Origin of the sequence: Flavobacterium pasteuri, assembly GCF_048286615.1 — a bacterium.
Classification (GTDB): domain Bacteria; phylum Bacteroidota; class Bacteroidia; order Flavobacteriales; family Flavobacteriaceae; genus Flavobacterium.
This window is the reverse complement of record NZ_JBLVPN010000005.1, coordinates 203,036-222,288: the sequence shown is the minus strand read 5'-3', so window position 1 is coordinate 222,288 and position 19,253 is coordinate 203,036. Positions and strand designations below refer to the sequence as shown.

The 19,253-nt window shown below is 33.3% G+C and carries 14 protein-coding genes; 7 read left to right on the top strand and 7 right to left on the bottom strand.

Annotated elements, in window-relative coordinates; translation table 11 throughout:
* Positions 1-35 precede the first annotated feature (35 nt).
* Both ACNQF6_RS09560 and ACNQF6_RS09555 read right to left on the bottom strand, forming a co-directional pair.
* On the bottom strand, positions 36-887 hold the full coding sequence (locus tag ACNQF6_RS09560; protein WP_417965345.1) for a DNA/RNA non-specific endonuclease: 852 nt from the start codon (positions 885-887) through the stop codon (positions 36-38).
* Between the two features lie 234 nt (positions 888-1,121).
* Positions 1,122-3,299 (bottom strand): carboxy terminal-processing peptidase, encoded by a 2,178-nt coding sequence (locus ACNQF6_RS09555; protein WP_417965343.1) that lies wholly within the window; start codon positions 3,297-3,299, stop codon positions 1,122-1,124.
* Positions 3,300-3,508: 209 nt separating this feature from the next.
* Here ACNQF6_RS09555 and surE point away from each other — a divergent pair, with 209 nt between their 5' ends.
* The 5 genes from surE to ACNQF6_RS09530 all read left to right on the top strand — a co-directional run bounded on the left by surE (position 3,509) and on the right by ACNQF6_RS09530 (position 8,452).
* Positions 3,509-4,288: a 5'/3'-nucleotidase SurE gene (gene surE, locus ACNQF6_RS09550; protein ID WP_417965341.1), complete on the top strand. Its 780-nt coding sequence runs from the start codon at positions 3,509-3,511 to the stop codon at positions 4,286-4,288.
* A complete protein-coding gene (locus ACNQF6_RS09545) occupies positions 4,281-4,553 on the top strand; it encodes a hypothetical protein (RefSeq protein ID WP_417965339.1) in 273 nt (90 codons plus the stop codon). Before surE ends, ACNQF6_RS09545 begins: the two co-directional genes overlap by 8 nt.
* 105 nt (positions 4,554-4,658) lie before the next feature.
* Positions 4,659-5,771, top strand: a complete 1,113-nt coding sequence (gene lpxB, locus ACNQF6_RS09540; protein WP_417965337.1) for a lipid-A-disaccharide synthase — start codon at positions 4,659-4,661, stop codon at positions 5,769-5,771.
* A gap of 47 nt (positions 5,772-5,818) precedes the next feature.
* Entirely contained in the window at positions 5,819-6,340 is a 522-nt protein-coding gene (locus ACNQF6_RS09535; protein ID WP_417965335.1) for a C40 family peptidase, read from the top strand.
* A gap of 72 nt (positions 6,341-6,412) precedes the next feature.
* Positions 6,413-8,452, top strand: a complete 2,040-nt coding sequence (locus ACNQF6_RS09530; protein WP_417965333.1) for a ComEC/Rec2 family competence protein — start codon at positions 6,413-6,415, stop codon at positions 8,450-8,452.
* Here ACNQF6_RS09530 and ACNQF6_RS09525 read toward each other — a convergent pair whose 3' ends face one another.
* Genes ACNQF6_RS09525 through ACNQF6_RS09510 form a run of 4 tightly spaced genes read right to left on the bottom strand, consistent with a single transcriptional unit; the run spans position 8,453 to position 14,494 of the window.
* Positions 8,453-8,914 (bottom strand): thioredoxin family protein, encoded by a 462-nt coding sequence (locus ACNQF6_RS09525; RefSeq protein ID WP_417965331.1) that lies wholly within the window; start codon positions 8,912-8,914, stop codon positions 8,453-8,455. It lies immediately after the preceding gene.
* Positions 8,915-8,958: 44 nt separating this feature from the next.
* Positions 8,959-10,764 (bottom strand): peptide MFS transporter, encoded by a 1,806-nt coding sequence (locus ACNQF6_RS09520; RefSeq protein WP_417965329.1) that lies wholly within the window; start codon positions 10,762-10,764, stop codon positions 8,959-8,961.
* A gap of 4 nt (positions 10,765-10,768) precedes the next feature.
* On the bottom strand, positions 10,769-12,313 hold the full coding sequence (locus ACNQF6_RS09515; RefSeq protein WP_417965327.1) for a peptide MFS transporter: 1,545 nt from the start codon (positions 12,311-12,313) through the stop codon (positions 10,769-10,771).
* 9 nt (positions 12,314-12,322) lie between these two features.
* Positions 12,323-14,494: a S9 family peptidase gene (locus ACNQF6_RS09510; RefSeq protein ID WP_417965325.1), complete on the bottom strand. Its 2,172-nt coding sequence runs from the start codon at positions 14,492-14,494 to the stop codon at positions 12,323-12,325.
* 179 nt (positions 14,495-14,673) lie between these two features.
* Here ACNQF6_RS09510 and ACNQF6_RS09505 point away from each other — a divergent pair, with 179 nt between their 5' ends.
* Positions 14,674-15,990, top strand: a complete 1,317-nt coding sequence (locus ACNQF6_RS09505; RefSeq protein WP_282743535.1) for a hydroxymethylglutaryl-CoA reductase, degradative — start codon at positions 14,674-14,676, stop codon at positions 15,988-15,990.
* A 52-nt stretch (positions 15,991-16,042) separates the two neighbouring features.
* Positions 16,043-16,960 carry a GYDIA family GHMP kinase gene (locus ACNQF6_RS09500; protein ID WP_417965323.1) on the top strand — a complete coding sequence of 306 codons (918 nt, stop codon included), beginning with the start codon at positions 16,043-16,045 and terminating at the stop codon, positions 16,958-16,960.
* Between the two features lie 108 nt (positions 16,961-17,068).
* Here ACNQF6_RS09500 and ACNQF6_RS09495 read toward each other — a convergent pair whose 3' ends face one another.
* Positions 17,069-19,165 (bottom strand): peptidylprolyl isomerase, encoded by a 2,097-nt coding sequence (locus ACNQF6_RS09495; protein ID WP_417965321.1) that lies wholly within the window; start codon positions 19,163-19,165, stop codon positions 17,069-17,071.
* Positions 19,166-19,253 lie beyond the last annotated feature (88 nt).

Here is a 19,253-nt window from a genome sequence, read left to right as displayed (position 1 = left end):
AATAGATTTTAAGTAAAAAAAACTATTCTTCAAAGCTAATTAAAACTCCAATTTTTATAATCATTCCTTTTTTCCAATTGATTTTCGGTGTTGTCATTCAATTTAGGAAAGAAGTTAATTCCAGTCAATTTTTCGATATAATCTACTGATACTACAAAACTATATAATGGCTTATTACTTTCGGTATTAGGAACTAAAAAGCCAATCATTTTCAATTCCTCACCCGAATTATCCAACAAAATTTTATAAAAAAACTTAGGAACAGAAACTTTCTCTTTTCCTATTGTCATCAATGAAGATTCTAAAACTCCACCTGTGACAACATAAATTCCATCATATTTTACAGCCCAATAACGTACTTTCTGCTCTAATCTATTCCAGACACCATTATTAAAATTACGCTCTTGAGGAGAAATATTTGAAGTAAAAAAAGTATCATTATAGGCGTCAAAAGCAAACTCCATATCACCTGCTGGACAAAGATGACCTTTATCATACTTAGTGTTTTTATAATTTCTCCAATCAGCCGAACCTGTTTTTACTTTATCGTCCTCAATAAAAAAAGGGCGCTTAAAATTATTATTTTTAATATAATCCTTCTTCAATTCATACGCTACCCATTCTGCCTGTTCATGAACTTCATTATACGATAAAACATAATACTGGTGCTTCACAACTTGATTAGTTGATGAAGATGGTAAAAAATCAAAATCTCTCGCTATCGTTTCTCGATTATTATTAACATTAGTTTTACTCTCATTTGAGATATATCCTTTTCTATCATGGTAAGCTACTGAATTTTCTACTTCCAAATCCTTTTTACAAGATGTAAAAAAGAATCCATTAAGAAGTATCATTATTAAAGCAAATAATTTTCTATTTCCCATTTCTAATCATGTGTAAAGATGTTACTATTCTTTAGTTTAAAAATCAAAATTAAACTATTTCCATTGATTAATAGAGGCGCCTGATGGCTATTTCTAATACATCAAATCCTAAAATTCAGTAAAAGGGACAAACCTAAGTTTACCAAACTAAAAACGCTCCAAAAATTCAAGAAGAATTTATGGAGCGCAATAGCCATTCATGACAACACATGTTATGAATTAACAAATCCCTCATTAAGATTTTGCCAATTTATCTTTTTTTATTTTAACTGGAATATTTTTTTTCGAAATTGATTTAGGCTGTAAATCATCCAAAACGTTAATCGCCTCTTCAACATAAATATCTTTAGATAACGACTCATGCCATACTTCTCTTTTCTCTTTCAAAGAGAGATCTTTACTCATAGCTTCTGCTTCGTAAGGTAAAGAAGTAAATTTCAATGTGTTTTTATAGTTTACGATTGGCTTATATTTTTTAGCTTTCTCCTCAATATCAGCTTGAGCGATTTTAAATTTATCAATATTCAAACTATAAACATTCTCTTCACTTCTACTATCAATCCATTTTGCATTTTCTTCAATTAATTGAAACTGTAAATTTTTACTAATTCTGTTTTTACTATTTGCAATTGCTTGATTAAAATTGGTGTTACTATTCCAAACACTATAATCTGCCTGATCAATTTTATCCCAAGGCATCGCATTATCAATATCACGTTCACCCATTTTTAAATAAGCATATCTGTCTGGCATAACAATATCACTACGCACACCTTCTAATTGGGTAGATCCACCGTTAATTCTATAAAATTTTTGTGTGGTAGTTTTTATGGCTCCTAAATCTCCAACAGAACTACTTCTAACGAACTGATTTAAATCAATTACATTCTGAACCGTTCCTTTACCGTAAGTTTGTTTACTTCCAATGATAATCCCTCTTTTATAATCTTGAATTGCTGCAGCCAGAATCTCTGAAGCCGAAGCTGAGAAACTATTCACCATAATTACTAAAGGCCCATCCCATTCAATTTTTTTGTCTCTGTCATAAAGAACCTCTTTTTTAATACCTGCTGATTTAATCTGAACTATTGGGCCTTGCTCAATAAACAATCCAGCAATATCAACAACAGTAGACAGAGATCCTCCACCATCATCACGAACATCAAGAATAATACCGTTTACACCTGATTTTTTTAACCGGTCTACTTCTAAAGCAATATCTTTTCCTGCGTCTCTTCCGTCTTTATTTTCAAAATCAATGTAGAATTTTGGCAAATAAATTACTCCATATTTCAATCCGTTTTTGTTTACAATACTGGATTTCGCATACGTTTCTTCTATTTCAACAATATCTCTGATGATAGAAATAATCTTAATAGTTCCATCCACTTTTTTTACAGTAAGACGAACTTCTGAACCTTTAGGCCCTTTAATTTTCTTCACAACATCATCCAAACGCATTCCAACTACATCTACAGCTTCACCATTACCTTGGGCCACTTTCATGATTAAATCTCCAGCTTCAAGCTGTTTTCCTCTCCAAGCAGGACCACCAGAAATAAGTTCAGAAATTTCGATAAGATCATTTTTCTTCTGTAAACGGGCACCAATTCCTTCTAACTTACCGCTGATACTTACATCAAAACGTTCTTTTTCTTCCGCTGCAAAATAATTTGTGTGTGGATCAAAACGTGCTGTTATGGAATTTATATACACTGAAAACCAGTCATTTCTATCTAAATCCTTAATAAAACCAAAGTATTCGTCTAATGATTTTACTGAACTTTCTCTAGTCTCTTTTTCTAAGACCTCAAAAGACTTGGTTTGATACGTTGCATCATTTTTCTTTTTATCTTCTTCTAATTTTTGTTTGTCGACAAGAGATGAAAGAGTAGATAACTTGATTTGCTTTCTCCATTTGTCGCTAAGTTCAGTACCATTTTTAGAGTAAGGAGCTTTTTCATAATCAATATTAAAACTTTCATCAACAGAATAGTCAAAAGGTTTATTCAAAACATCTTTGTAAATCTTTTTGCTTTCTTCCATACGCTTAATTAAACGCTCATAAGTAAGATTGAAAAAACTCAAATCCTTATTTAATAATTGATCGTCTAATTTTGTTTCAAATTTTGAAAATTCATCAATATCTGATTGCAAAAAGAATCGCTTTGATGGATCTAATGCTTCAATATAATCTTTATATATTCCTTTGGAGAACGAATCATCAATTGTTGCTGGACTATAATGTCCTTTCTCTATAACAAACGTCAATAACTCTAAGAGCAATTTATCTTTTTCGGGATCGGTTGATTTTGTTGCATTCATTTTGAATGCAAACAATGTTACCGAAAGGCATACAACAACAAGAAGTATTTTATAATTTCTTTTCATAAAGTTAATAATAGTATTCATGAATCTTTTAATCTAAGTTACGGTAAAAACTATGCCAACAGTAGCAGGGCCTCCATAAATTTTTGTTAAAGATATAAAAATGTTCTTTTGTTTTAAGTTAAATGAATCAACATAACATATTTTTATCTTTTGTTTACACATTCCATTTTGTGTGATTACATTTGTCTTCAAAATTATCAATAATCAATCCCTTTTTGCAACATAAAACAATGAAAAAAGATAGACCTTTAATTTTAATAACAAATGATGACGGTATTTCGGCACCCGGACTTAAAGCTTTAATTGCCGTAATGTCAGAAATAGGCGAGATTGTTGTGGTAGCGCCAGACAAACCTCAAAGCGCAATGGGTCATGCCATTACCATAAACAGCACTTTATATTTGAATAAAATTTCTAAAGAAAACGACACGTTTTTAGAATACAGTTGTTCTGGCACTCCCGTAGATTGTGTAAAACTTGCCGTTAATGAAATTCTGAAACGAAAACCAGATTTATGCGTTTCAGGTGTCAATCACGGATCAAATTCTTCCATAAATGTCATCTACTCCGGGACAATGAGTGCCGCTGTTGAAGCTGGTATAGAAGGAATTCCTGCCATTGGTTTCTCTTTATTGGATTATGATTGGAATGCTAATTTTGACACTATAAAATCTTTTATTCGAAAAATATCATTAGAAGTTTTAGAAAACGGACTGCCAGAAGGAGTAGTTTTAAATGTGAATTTCCCAAAATTAGAAGAAAAAGATATCAAAGGAATCCGAATTTGCCGTCAAGCGAAAGCACTTTGGGTAGAAAAATTTGATAAAAGAAAAACACCTCAAGGAAGGGATTATTATTGGCTTGCCGGAGAATTTGTAAACCAAGACAAAGGCGAAGACACTGATGAATGGGCTTTGCAAAACGGATACATATCCGTTGTACCTGTTCAATTTGACTTGACAGCGCATCATGCGGTACAACAACTTAACACCTGGAAATGGAATGAATAAAACAGACTTGTTGATCGGGTTTTTAATTGGATTTGCCACTACCCTGCTTGGGAGTTATCTTTTTATAACTTTTTTTACGGAATTTAATTTCATTGCTGGAATTCAAATTATGAAATCACAGGGGAATTTAGGCAAAATCATAACTTTAGGTTCCATTCTTACGCTAATTGTATTTGGTATTTTACTAAAAATTAATAAAGAAACAATAGCGCGTGGTGTGGTTTTATCAGTAATAATCATGGCAATTCTCACTATGTTTATCTAAGAAAAGTTATTCGTTTATCTTTGCAAATTGAAAAACAGATTATTAAAAATAAATATGATTTTATATGTTTGAAATCCAAATCTATAAACTCCTAATCCAGAAAGCATGAAATATTATATTATAGCAGGTGAAGCTTCAGGCGATTTGCATGGTTCAAATTTGATGAAAGAACTGTATAAAAAGGATCCAAATGCTGACATCCGATTTTGGGGTGGCGATTTGATGAAAAATGTTGGCGGTACTTTAGTGAAACACTATCGAGAATTAGCGTTTATGGGTTTCATCGAAGTGATTTTTAACTTAAAAACTATTTTGAATAATATCAAAATATGCAAAAAAGACATTCTTGAATTTCAAACCGATGTTCTTATTTTCATAGATTATCCAGGTTTTAATTTGCGTATTGCAAAATGGGCCAAAGCGTTAGGAATGAAAACACATTATTATATTTCACCTCAAATCTGGGCTTGGAAAGAAAGTAGAATAACTGATATCAAACAAGACATTGATAAAATGTATGTGATTTTACCTTTCGAAAAACAATTCTATGAGGACAAACATCATTTCCCGGTTGAGTTCGTGGGGCATCCGTTGATTGACGCTATACATAACCAACCAGCAGTTGATCCAATCCTTTTTAGAAAAGAAAATCAATTAGAAGAAAAACCAATTATCGCCATTTTACCGGGCAGCAGAAAACAGGAAATCACTAAAATGCTATCTGTAATGTTGAGTGTTGTCAATGATTTTCCAGAGTATCAATTTGTAATTGCCGGTGCTCCAAGTCAGGAATTCTCGTTTTATAAAAATTTTATTTCTCATGAAAATATAAAATTCATCTCCAATAAAACATACGATTTATTGCGAAATTCAACTGCTGCATTAGTCACTTCAGGAACTGCAACTCTGGAGACGGCACTTTTTAAAGTCCCTGAAGTAGTGTGTTACAAAGGCAGCTGGGCTTCCTATCAAATTGCAAAACGAATCATTACACTCAAATACATCTCATTAGTAAACTTGATAATGGATGAAGAAGTGGTCACCGAATTAATCCAAGAGGAATGTACTACAAAACGCATTCGGGAAGAACTGAAAAAAATTCTGGAATCCAATCATCGCAATACGCTTTTAGAAAAATATGCGTTATTAGAAGACAAATTAGGAGGCATTGGTGCTAGTGAAAAAACCGCTAAATTCATTGTTTCTGATTTACAATAGCTTACAGCTAATTTGCAACTATTTAAATTCATCAAAAATATATTCTTTTGAAATATTTCGCATTCGTATTACTGATTCTTGTTTTTTTTACGGCTTGTAAATCGACTTCCCCAATAGTCACTTCCAAAAAATCCGACACAAAAAAAGAGAAATTAACGAAATTAGAAAAAAGAAAAACAAATCGTTTGGCAGAAGAACTGATTGACGCAGCTGCTGAAAATCTTGGGGTAAAATATAAATATGGAGGTACAACAAAATCAGGTTTTGATTGTTCCGGCTTGATGTACAACATTTTTGATTCACACAACATAACGCTACCTCGCAACTCGTATCAACAGTCAAAAATAGGTGACGTTATAGATACCAAGCGTGAAGATGCGCAAAAAGGAGACTTAATATTTTTTAAAACCAACAAAAATTCACAGATAAATCACGTAGGAATTGTCATTGAAGTCAATGATGACGAGATAAAATTTATTCATTCTTCTACTTCAAAAGGTGTAATTATTTCCTCAACGAAAGAACCTTATTATAAAAAGACCTTTGTTCAATTGAATCGGGTGTTATAGACAAGCAAAAAGCGGCGTTACTTTATAGTAAAAACAAAGTTGTTTCTTACTAAAAATCCGTACTTTAGATACATGAAAGTACTCGGATTTCCTTTAGCGAGAATAACAATTGGATTTATTTCAGGAATCCTTTTCGCCTACTACTTTCATCTACCGCTATCATTACTATTTAGCTTACTTTCAATATTCATTAGTATTTTTGGAGTATTGTATTTTACATTAAAGAATAAAAGCAAGAATGTTTTCTATTTTGGTTTGACAACATATCTCCTGTCTTTTCTTATCGGAATATCAAGTCAAGTAATTCACATTGATCATTTTCAAGAAAGCAATTACAGTCACATTACGACAATTTTTGAAGAACCGCATTCCATCTCCTTAATCGTTCGCGAAAAGCTAAAAAGCACTCTGTTTAGTGACCGTTACATTGCCATTATAAACCGTGTAGATGAGAAAGAACAAACGGGTAGAATCATTTTGAACATTCAAAAGGACAGCATGCATCATGAATTTGAGATTGGGACTCCTTTACTTATTAAAGGAATTTTATCTAAAAACAGACCTCCAAATAACCCGAATCAATTTGACTACAGCAAATACCTTGAAAACAAACAAATCTATGCGCAACTATATGCGGATGTTGAGGAAATCAAAATTGGAACTGAAATAGAGAAAAACATCTGGTATTATTCTTCTAAATTAAGAACCCGAATTATTCATAATTTAGAAAAAAACAACTTCAACAAAACAGAATTGAACGTTGCCATTGCTTTAATAATGGGACAACAACAGGATATTTCGCCAGAAATTATTCGGGATTATCAATATGCCGGAGCTGTACATATTTTATCGGTATCAGGGCTGCATATTGGATTTATTTTAATTTTTGTTACCTTCATTCTAAAACCTATTCCTAACACAAAACGTGGTTCATTTATAAAGTTACTTATCATTCTTGCTTCTTTATTCACTTTCGGAATCATTGCTGGTTTAGCACCTTCGGTAGTGCGTTCCGTAACGATGTTTTCGTTCGTAGCCATTGGAAATCATTTAAGAAGAAGCGTCAATATATATCATACTTTATTAGTTTCCATCTTACTGATTCTGCTTTTTGAACCTTCCTTTTTATTTGATGTTGGTTTCCAGTTAAGCTATTTAGCCTTGTTTTTCATTATTTGGTTGCAACCATTTTTAGCCTCAATTTGGTTACCAAAAACTAAAGTTTCAAAATACATTTGGGATATTCTCACGGTTTCGTTTGCGGCACAATTAGGAACTTTACCATTGAGTATTTACTATTTCCATCAGTTTCCGGGTTTATTTTTTGTGACCAATTTAATTATCATTCCGGTATTGAGCATCATAATGGTTTTGGGCGTTTTAGTAATGCTTTTAGCGGCACTCAACAATATTCCAATATTCCTTTCAGAATTACTGGAATGGAGCATTTATTACTTGAATAAAATCATTAATACAATTGCGTCTTTAGAACAATTTATAATTCAAGATATTCCATTGCATTTTTATTTATTGCTTAGTAGTTATTTACTATTATTTACTGCAATTATTTGGCTCAAGAAACCAAGTTTTAACAGATTAGTAATGGCACTGGTTTCAATCATCATTCTTCAAATCTCATGTCTGGATATTCAATGGAACATTCAAAATGAACAGGAATGGATTGTTTTCAATATCAAAAGAAATACATTACTGGCAGAACGAAAAGGGGAAAATATTACGGTCTATGCCAATGACAGCATTTTGAAAACTGCTCAAAAAAACAATACATTAAAGTCGTATCGAATAGGGAATTTAAGCAGTCTTAGAGAGAAAAAAAAGATACAAAACCTTTTTTATTTTAATGGAAAAAAGATTTTCATTTTAGACAGTTCGGGAGTTTTTCCAAAAAACATACAACCGGACATTATTGTTATGACCCAATCTCCCAAAATAAATTTTGAACGCTTGTTACAAACCACAAAACCAAAGATGGTCATAGCCGATGCTTCCAATTATAAAACCATTCAAAAACAATGGAAGGCGACTTGTATGAAACAAAAAATCCCTTTTCACGCTACGAGTGAAAAGGGATATTATAAATTGAATGACTAATTATTTCTTCTGCAGCAATCCATTTGCAACAGCTAACCATGCAGATGGTCCTCCAGCAACATATCCAGTACTCCCCAGACCTTGAAAATTAACTTTGCCATCAACAGTTGTAACATTCGCAAAATGGATTGTCGGGAATCCTTGAATAGCAAAAACTTGTTGTAATTCGTCATTTTGTTTTTTAATCTCAGGAGTTTGTGGCGCTTTTCTAGGATAATCTAATTCTACCAGAACCACATTTTCTTTGGCCCAAGCCGCAAATTCAGGTGTTTTCAAAACCTCTTTTTGTAACCTGATACACCAACCGCACCAATCGCTACCAGTAAAAAACAACAACATTGGTTTTTTAGTTTTATTAGAAACTTCCATAGCCTTGACCACATTGGTTTCCCAAACTAATTCTTGTGCTTCAGCGGCAAACGAACCCGCAAACAATAATAAAACAACTATTATTTTCTTCATATTTATAATTTTAATTATTGACAAATCAAAAATGATGCCTAAAATTATCGAACACCGTGCATCAATTTCTTAATTACTGGACCCATCAAAATAGAGAATAAAGCCACAACAATAGATATTATTGCTAACATCCAGAAGAAATAACTCAATCCGTGTTCATTGGCAATTTTATCAATATTTTCCCCAAACATACCTGCTCCTTTCATTCCTATTGCAACTGCAAGATACCAAACTCCAAACATAAATGCAATCATTCTTGCAGGAACTAATTTACTCACATAAGACAATCCTACAGGAGAGATACACAATTCAGCCATAGTATGGAAAAGATAGACCAAAATCAACCAAATCATACTTACAGAAGCGGTTTTTGCACCCGCTTCGATTCCGCTTGCACCAAAAGCCACACAAGCCATACCAAGCGCTAATAATCCCATACCAATTCCATATTTTAAATTAGCAGAAGGATTGTATTTACTTTCCCACCATTTTGAAAATAATGGTGCTAATGAAATAATAAACAATGAATTTAAAGTCGAAAACCATGTTGCTGGAACTTCGGTCAATGCAGTAGTTACTTTATCAATTTTCAACGCTTGCAACGTCTCATCCGATAATGATAAATATCCTGCAGTATAATAATCTTTAGCCAACATCCATATTGCTATTGTCCAAATAATTATAAAACTAACACTTAGAATAATATTTGCAATAGCGTAAAGTTTAAACGTTTGTTTGAACAACAGAATCAATACCCAAGTAATAATTACTAATGGTAATATAGTAATCAATGAATTCATCACTAAGAATACTACACTCCAATTACCTGTTAAAACTCGATCCGTATAATCATTTGCAAAAATGGTTAAACTGTTTGGAGATTGTTCGAAAATTGCCCAGAAGAAAATAGTCAGGAATGCAAAGAATGTAACTGCTATTAATTTTTCTTTAGTGATTTTAGAATATTGGGTAAATCTATAAATCAATAATATTATAAAAACAACCAGTGCCGAAACTATAGCAATAGAATTACCATTTGGCCCTAAGAAAGAAAAAACGTTTACTTTTCCTCCAGATATTTTGGACGCAGGATCATTCAAAAGCCACAATAAAGCTAGTAATGATGAAAATGCAATAGCCACTAATTGTATTGGTGAAAAAGGATTTCTTTTATCCGTATCCAAAGCTTCTGCTTTCGCTTTGCTTTCTTTGTTTGGCTTTAAACCAATGTCTCCAAAGATATTTTGTGACAACCAAAACTGTAACATTCCAAAGAACATAAAAATTCCGGCAAGACCAAAACCATACGTCCAACCTACTTTTTCTCCTAAATAACCACAAAGTAATATACCAAAGAAAGCCCCGGCATTTACACCCATGTAGAATAACGTATAAGCACCATCTTTTTTCTCCGGACGGTCTTTGTACATTTCAGATACAATTGATGTCATGTTTGGTTTAAAAAAACCATTCCCAAAAACCAACAATACTAATCCTAAATAAATAGAAAATTCTGTTTCAATAGCCATAGAAGCATGTCCTAAAGTCATCAAACTTGCACCTACAACAACAGCCCATCTAAAACCTATAACTTTATCGGCAAAATAACCACCTAACATTGTGGATAAATAAACCAATCCAACGTAGGATCCAAATAATGCAGAAGCATTTTCACGAGTCCATTCCCAACCACCATCTGTAAAAGAAGCGGTTAAAAATAATATCAATAAAGAACGCATTCCGTAGAATGAGAAACGTTCCCACATCTCTGTGAAAAACAAAACGAATAATCCCGCTGGATGTCCTAAAACGGTACTTTTAAAAAATTGGTCTGTAGTATTTTCACTCATATTATTAATTATTTAATTCTTTGTCTACTCCGTGCATTAATTTTTTGATTACTGGCGACAGTACCAATAACAGTAATCCGAAACCAAGTCCTGTATAAAATAAATATTCAAAAAGTACTAAGTAACTCTGTTTTGCTAAATTTAAATCCGGTGCTGTACCATTTGAAGTATCTACAGAAGCTATATTAGCTAAGATGGAAGCGATAAATTCTGAACTGGCTGTTGCTAAAAACCAAACACCCATCATGAATCCCACAATTTTTGCTGGAGATAATTTAGTCACTGCAGAAAGTCCTACCGGTGACAAACTCAATTCTCCGCATGTATGCAAAAGGTACGCTAATATTAGCCAAATTGCCGCTACTTTTCCTGTACCAGAAAGATTTATTCCCATAACTAATGCTCCAAAACCTAAACCGACTAAAGCTAATGCTAAAGCAAATTTTACGGCTGTATTAGGATTGTATTTTCCTAAATTTGGCCATATCCAAGCAAAAACTGGAGCTAGCAAAATTATAAATAAGGCATTAAAACTTAAGAACTGTCCGGCAGAAATTTCATAACCAAATATAGTTCGGTCTAAAATCCTGTCAGCAAATAAATTCATGGAGGTATATGCCTGCTCAAACAATGCCCAGAATACAATTGTAAATACAATCAGAATGGTCAAAGCAATCAATTGGTGACGTGCTTTTCCATCTAACTTTGTAACGGCATAATAAACAATATAAATAAAAGAAATACCACCTGCAATTTTTAAAGCCCATGAAACCGCATTATGATTTTGAACCATCTGCCAAAACAACAATGTCGACAATACGCTTCCAATATAAATTAGCCATTCATTTTTAAGTCCAAACGATTTTTTTTCTAATAAAGAAGCGTTGTTTGATTCGCCTTTTCCCATCAATAGTTTTCTACCGGAAATGAAAGTCAACAATCCAAAAAACATTCCGACTCCAGCTGCACCAAAACCATAACTCCAACCATACGTTTCTCCAAGCCAAACACATATTAGCGTAGCCATAAAAGATCCTAAGTTGATTCCCATATAAAACAATGTGAATCCAGAATCTCTTCTTTTATCGCCTGTTTCATATAATTCCCCCACTAATGAAGAGATATTGGCTTTTAGAAAACCAACTCCAACAATTATTAAGGATAATGAAAAATAAAATATTTGCAAGGCAGTTTCATCACGCGTAATTTCGCCAGTAATAGATTCAGTTGCGGCATTCCCTTCATAAGCCATTCCTAAATGCCCTAACACAAGCATAATACCTCCAAAAACAATGGCTTTTCTAAATCCTAAATAACGATCCGCTATAAAACCCCCTAAAACGGGCACTGCGTATACGAGTGCAGCGTAGCTTCCAATGAGTAAATTTCCAGAAGTATCTGAAAACAAATGGTACTTTGTCAGATAAAAAATCAATAAGGCTTTCATACCGTAGAACGAAAACCGTTCCCACATCTCGGTAAAAAACAATATAAAAAGCGCCTTTGGATGTCCAAAAAATTCTTCCTTATTCAATGCGTCGTTTGTCATAAAGCGCTGTTATAAATTTTCTTTGATAAAATTAGTCATTTTTGTGTACAATTGAATTCTGGTTTTACCGCCATAAATCCCGTGATTATTGTCTGGATAAATTTGGGAATCAAATTGTTTATTAGCCTGAATCAAAGCTTCCATCATTTGCATGGAATTTTGAACATGCACATTATCATCTCCTGAACCGTGAATCAAAAGAAATTTTCCTTTCAATTTATCTACATGGTTTATTGGTGAATTATCATCATATCCGCTCGCATTTTCCTGTGGTGTCGTCATGTAACGTTCCGTGTACACACTGTCGTAGAATCTCCAGTTTGTAACCGGAGCTACAGCAATTGCCATTTTGAAAACATCGTTTCCTTTCATGATACAATTAGACGCCATAAAACCACCATACGACCAGCCAAATATACCAATTCTAGATTTATCAACAAATGCGTAATTTCCTATTACTTTGGCGGCATCAATTTGATCTTCCACTTCGTATTTTCCTAATTGCAATTGAGTCACTTTTTTGAAATCAGCTCCTTTAAAACCAGTTCCGCGTCCATCAACACAAGCTACAATGTAACCTTGTTGTGACAACATCATAAACCAATAATCATCCGTACTGTTCCACTCATTATTCACTTGTTGCGAACCTGGACCAGAATATTGGTACATAAAAACAGGATATTTTTTAGCAGAATCAAAATCTTTCGGTTTAATCATCCAAGCATTTAATTCATTCCCTTTTGCTGTTTTTAAAACAAAAAACTCTTTAGCCGGTAAATTATAGCTTTTTAGCTTTGCAGCCAATGATTCATTGTTCTCAATAACTTGAACTTGTTTTCCAACTTTAGCTTCGTTCAATGTATAAGTTGTAGGCTGAGACGCACTAGAAAACGTGTTGATGTAGTATTGAAAATTCGGACTGAATGTCGCTGCATTCGTTCCTGTATTTTGCGACAAACGCATTTTGTTTTTTCCGTCAAGACCTATTCTGTAAACATCTCTATTAATAGATCCATTTTCTACAGACTGATAGAAAACCGTATTTGTCTTTTCGTCTAAACCATAATAATTAGTTACTTCCCATTTTCCTTTGGTCAGTTGGTTTTTCAATTTCCCGTTCTTGTCATATAAGTAAACATGATTGAAACCGTCTTTTTCTGAAGTCCAAATAAAACTGTTGTCTTTCAAGAAAGTCAAGTTATCCGTAACATCAACATAAGCTTTGTCTTTTTCGTTCAAAACTACTTTTGAAGTTCCTGAATTACTGTCGATAAACAACAAATCCAAATTATTTTGATGACGATTCAATACCTGTGCAGACAATGTATTCGCGTCACTTGTCCATTTCATTCTGGCAATATAAAAATCATTATAATTACCAAGATTTACATTTTTTACCGCATTCGAATTTACATCATAAATATGTAGCGAAACTAATGCATTCTTCTCACCGGCTTTTGGATATTTAAAGGTTTGCATCATTGGATACAACTCTTTTCCAAACATGGACATCGAAAATTCCGGAACCTGACTTTCGTCAAAACGAATGTAGGCTACTTTTTTGCTGTCAGCACTCCAATCAAATGCTTTTACAAAAGCAAATTCTTCTTCGTAAACCCAATCCGTAATACCGTTAATAATGCTGTTTTTTTTTCCTTCTGTAGTTATTGGAGTCGATTTATTAGAAGCTAAATCATATACATACAGATTATTTTCTTTGGCGTAAGCAATCTTTTTTCCATCAGGTGAAAACGTAGGTTCCTGAACCTGAAAATCAAATAACTTTTTTAATTTTTTACTTGCTATATCGTACAAATAATAATCAGCAGTAAAGGAGTGACGGAAGATTTGATTGGTATTGCAAGCTAATAGAATCATTTTTTCTGAAGCATCAAACGTGTAACTATCAATCCCGTTTAAAAGTTCTTTGTGGGATTTTGTATCTATAAGTGTAGCTACTTTTTTTAAAGTTGCAAAATCGTACAAATCGATTTGCATACTTCTGGACTGGTTGTCTAAATTCAATACAGTGTATTGATTTGTATTTTTCATGGATTGTAATTCATCCATTCCTTGAGCACGAAATGTACCGTTATAAAGTTCATCAATTGTGATTTTTTGTTGACCAACGACAGTAAAACACAAGAATAAAAATAATGCAATAATTTTTTTCGAATACATGATATTTCTTTAAATATAAAAACCGTCAATTTTAGTGAAAAATTTACAATAATTTCACATTCGATGTGTTAAATGTTAAAAACAATATTATAAACACCCATTTATTGAGGATATTATCATAGTAAACAAAACAGCTAAAAGCGTATCTTTGCAAGTATACATAATATAATCTATTGAGAATGAATAAGGCCATTAGCGGATTTTCTAAATTATCCAAAGAAGAAAAAATTAAATGGATTGCCAATCAATATTTTTCAACACCTCTAGAAGCCATTTCCTTGCTGAAAAACTACTGGAATTCTGATGAAAAAATACAGAAATTACACGATGAATTCATCGAAAACACGATAACCAATTTCTACATTCCGCTGGGAGTTGCTCCTAATTTCCTGATTAATGGAAAATACAGCACGATTCCTATGGCAATTGAAGAAAGCTCTGTGGTTGCCGCTGCCGCAAAAGCTGCTAAGTTTTGGTCAACGCGTGGCGGATTTAAAGCAACCGTAATAAATACTGAAAAAATTGGGCAGGTTCATTTTATCTATAAAGGCGATGTGTCAAAATTGAATTTGTTTTTTGCTCAACACAAAAGCAAATTTTTATCAGAAACAGAATCGATTACCACAAATATGCAAAAACGCGGTGGCGGAATTTTAGACATCACCCTAAAAGACAAAACCGATTTATTGCCCAATTATTTTCAGCTGCATGCTACTTTTGAAACCAAAGACAGCATGGGAGCTAATTTCATCAATTCGTGTCTGGAACAATTTTCCAAAACATTAAAAGAAGAAGCACATAATTATGACTTGTTCACGGAAACGGAGAAAGACATTGAAGTTGTAATGAGCATCCTTTCGAACTATGTTCCAAATTGCATCGTAAGAGCCGAAGTTTCTTGCCTGATTGCTGATTTAGAAGAAAAACACATTCTAAATCCTCTAGAATTTGCAGAGAAATTTGTCCAAGCCGTTCAAATTGCTGAAGTCGAACCATACCGTGCTGTAACGCACAATAAAGGAATCATGAACGGAGTGGATGCCGTAGTTCTGGCAACAGGAAATGATTTCCGTGCCGTCGAAGCCGGAATTCATGCCTATGCTTCCCGAAATGGAAAATATTCCAGTCTTTCCCATGCCAAAATCGAAAATGGCATTTTTACTTTTTGGTTGGAAATTCCTTTAGCATTAGGAACTGTTGGCGGTTTGACTTCCTTACATCCATTAGTAAAATTATCATTAGAAATGCTGGAAAAACCCTCTGCCAAAGAATTAATGCAGTTTGTAGCCGTAGCCGGTTTGGCCCAAAATTTTGCCGCTTTACGTTCTTTAACTACAACAGGAATTCAGGAAGGACACATGAAAATGCATTTGAACAACATCATCAACCAGTTTGAAGCCACTGATGAAGAACGTATTTTAATCCAAAAATATTTCAAAAAAAATACCGTTTCACATAGCGCCGTGGTGACTTATATTGAAAGTTTAAGAAAATAATTTTTATCTTGAAGCATCAAAAAATAAGATTGCTTCGTTCCTCGCAAAGACAATGAAAAAAACATTTTACAGTAACGGAAAACTTTTAATCACAGGAGAATACCTGGTTCTTGATGGAGCTAAAGCCTTTGCATTACCCACAAAAAAAGGGCAAAACCTTATTATTGAAGAAGGAGGCAACAAAGAAATCATTTGGAAAAGTTATGATGCGGATGGAAGTATTTGGTTTGAAGACACTATTTTATTTTCTGATATTTCCAAAGAAGTTAATACTGAAAACGAATCAGTCAAGGCTACACTTACTACTATTTTACACGAAGCATTTAAACTAAATCCGAATTTCATTTTAAATTCAGAAGGATACCGTATTACTACTGAACTTGGATTTCCTAAAAGCTGGGGCCTGGGAACATCATCAACCTTGATAAACAATATTGCTCAATGGCTGCAAATTGATGCGTTTACACTGCTTAAAAACAGTTTTGGAGGTAGCGGTTATGATATTGCGTGCGCACAAAACGACACTCCTATTATATATCATCTGGAACACGGCTATCCTATGGTTGAAAAGGTAATCTTTAACCCAGAATTCACACAAAACCTATACTTTGTATATCTCAACAAAAAGCAAAGCAGTAAAACCGCAATAGCGGCATATAACATTAATAAAAAAAACAATCTGACGAGAACTATTGCTTCAAATGACACTATAACTTCTGAAGTTTTGAATGCCACTTCGCTTCAATCTTTTGCTACAGCAATACAAAAGCACGAAGTACAAATGAGCATTATTCTGGAAACACATACTATAAAAGAATCCTTGTTTCCAGATTTCAATGGTGTGATAAAAAGTCTCGGCGCCTGGGGAGGCGATTTTGTTATGGCGATAGCAACTGAAAATCCAACTGACTATTTTGTTTCAAAAGGATATAAAACTATCGTTCCGTATAATGAAATGATATTGTCTTAATGATTCATAATTAATCCCCGCTTTCAAATAAAACTTCATTAAAATAAAAATCCCGATACATTCAATATATATCGGGATTTTTTATTTGATTAATTACTTCTTATCGAATTAGTAATTGAAATCTATTCTGTTGTCTTCAATTTTAGCATTAGCTTTCAATGCAGGAATTACTCTATTTGCATCTGAAGCGCTTTGTGCTTTTAATTTAGTCACATAAGCAGCATGGCTTTTCAAAACCGGTGCTTTTACTGTGCTCATATTTTTTACCACATAAACTCCAGTATTTCCTTCGATTGGAGCAGATAATTTGTTTGCTGCTAATGCAAATGCATTCCCAACTACTTTTGGCTCTTGACCCACACCAGGTAACATAGTGTTTTCCATAGTAAGAGCAGTCGCTTGTTGTACTGTTCCTCCTACTGCTTTTGCAATTGCTTCAAGAGAAGAACCTGACATTTTTGCTTTGATAAGTTCTGCTTTTTTCTTGTTTTTAAGAATTGGCTCCACGTAAGGTCTAACTACTGAAACGGCTACTAAACCAGAATCGTCAATACTTTTCAGTTTTGCAATAACGTGACCTACATTAGCTACTTCAAATCTTTTTACAGCTCCTACTTTAACTCCATCTTCAAAAGCCCATCTTACAATTGTTCTTTGATTTCCTAATGTTCCAAAGTTCTCATCCATTCCTTTTACAGAAACAGCCGGAGCAACTTTAAGTGCCATGTCTTTTGCTACTTTATTAAAATCTTTATCAGCAGCATCCATTTCTAATTTAGTTGCCTGAGTAAATATTTTATCAGAAGTTGCTTCTGAAGCTTCAATTTTTTGCGCTACAGTCGCCAAACGAATTCCGTCTTGTTTGTCCGTAATTTTAATAATATGAAAACCAAAATCAGTTTCTACTAAACCAACTTTACCGATAGCACTATTAAAAACAAAATCATTAAAAGGTTTTACCATTTGGTTTTGACCAAAATAACCTAAATCACCACCTTGTTGTGCTGATGAATCATCCGAATTTGTGAAAGCCAACATCATGAAACTATCTGGATTAGCATTTACTTGTGCCAAAATACTTTCTGCTTTTGCTTTTGCTTGTTCTTTTGTTCTTTTTTCTTTTTGATTAGGAGTTTGTGTTCCTTCGTAACTAATTAAAATATGACTTGCTTTAGCATTAACTCCTGATTTCATTCCCATAGATTTTGAGATACAGTAGTATTTTCCAAACATGTAAGGTCCATAAACTGCACCTGGAGCTAGGTTAAATAATTTATCAGCATCTACAGCCGGCAAATCTTTCTTAGCGATATAAGTAGAATCATAAGGAACATCTGAATTTGAATTTACAAATTCTACAGTGTTTGTAGTAGTTCTAAACCCTGGCAATGTATCGTTTTTACCTGTAGCTTGGTTGTAAACCACACTTCCAGTTAACAACGCATTTATTTTTGTTTTAACTTCAGTTTCATCAGCAGCAGAAGCTTTGTCTTCGATCAAAACATATTCTACTTCACGAGACTCGTCAGCTTTATATTTTTTTTCATTTTTCTTCATGAATTCAACAATCTCAGCATCAGTAATTTTTACTTCACTGTCTTTAATTGTAGAATATAAACCTGCAACGTAAGCAAAGTTTACTTTGTTTGCTTCCATTTCATATTTTAACTTTCCTTCGCTTTCAGTTGTGTAAACCGCTGCTTTAATCAAAGTATTATACATTTGGTATTTAGCATTCAAATCAGCATCCTTCTCTCTATCTTTCAAGAATTGAGCTTGTGCAGGATTTGCTTTGAAGTATTCTTTGAATTTTACAACATCAAAAACACCGGCAGCATTTAAAAACAATGGATTTCCCCCAATATTTTGATCCGCTTTCAAAACTTCCAATAAGTGTTTTTCACCAACTCTAAGTCCCAATTTATCAAATTCAGAAGTTAATAAGGCTATAGAAACTTCTTGTTCCCAAACTCTGTTTGCTGCTTCAGTTGACGTAATCCCTTGACCACTTTTTTCAACATTACTTACTTTAACTCTAAAATCTTCGAATGAAATATCTTTTCCATCAATGCTTCCTACATCTTTTGATGTACTGCTGAAACCACCGCTATTGAATATATCACCTATGATAAAAGCTAATAAACAAAACCCGATAACGAGTATCAGAAGAAGTGAACGTTGTCTAATTTTTTGTAAAACTGCCATTTTATTGTTGTTAATTTTTATATTCAGTTTGCGAAAATACAATTATCTAATTAATAATTATACTAGTAGCGTTTTATTTTGCAAGAAA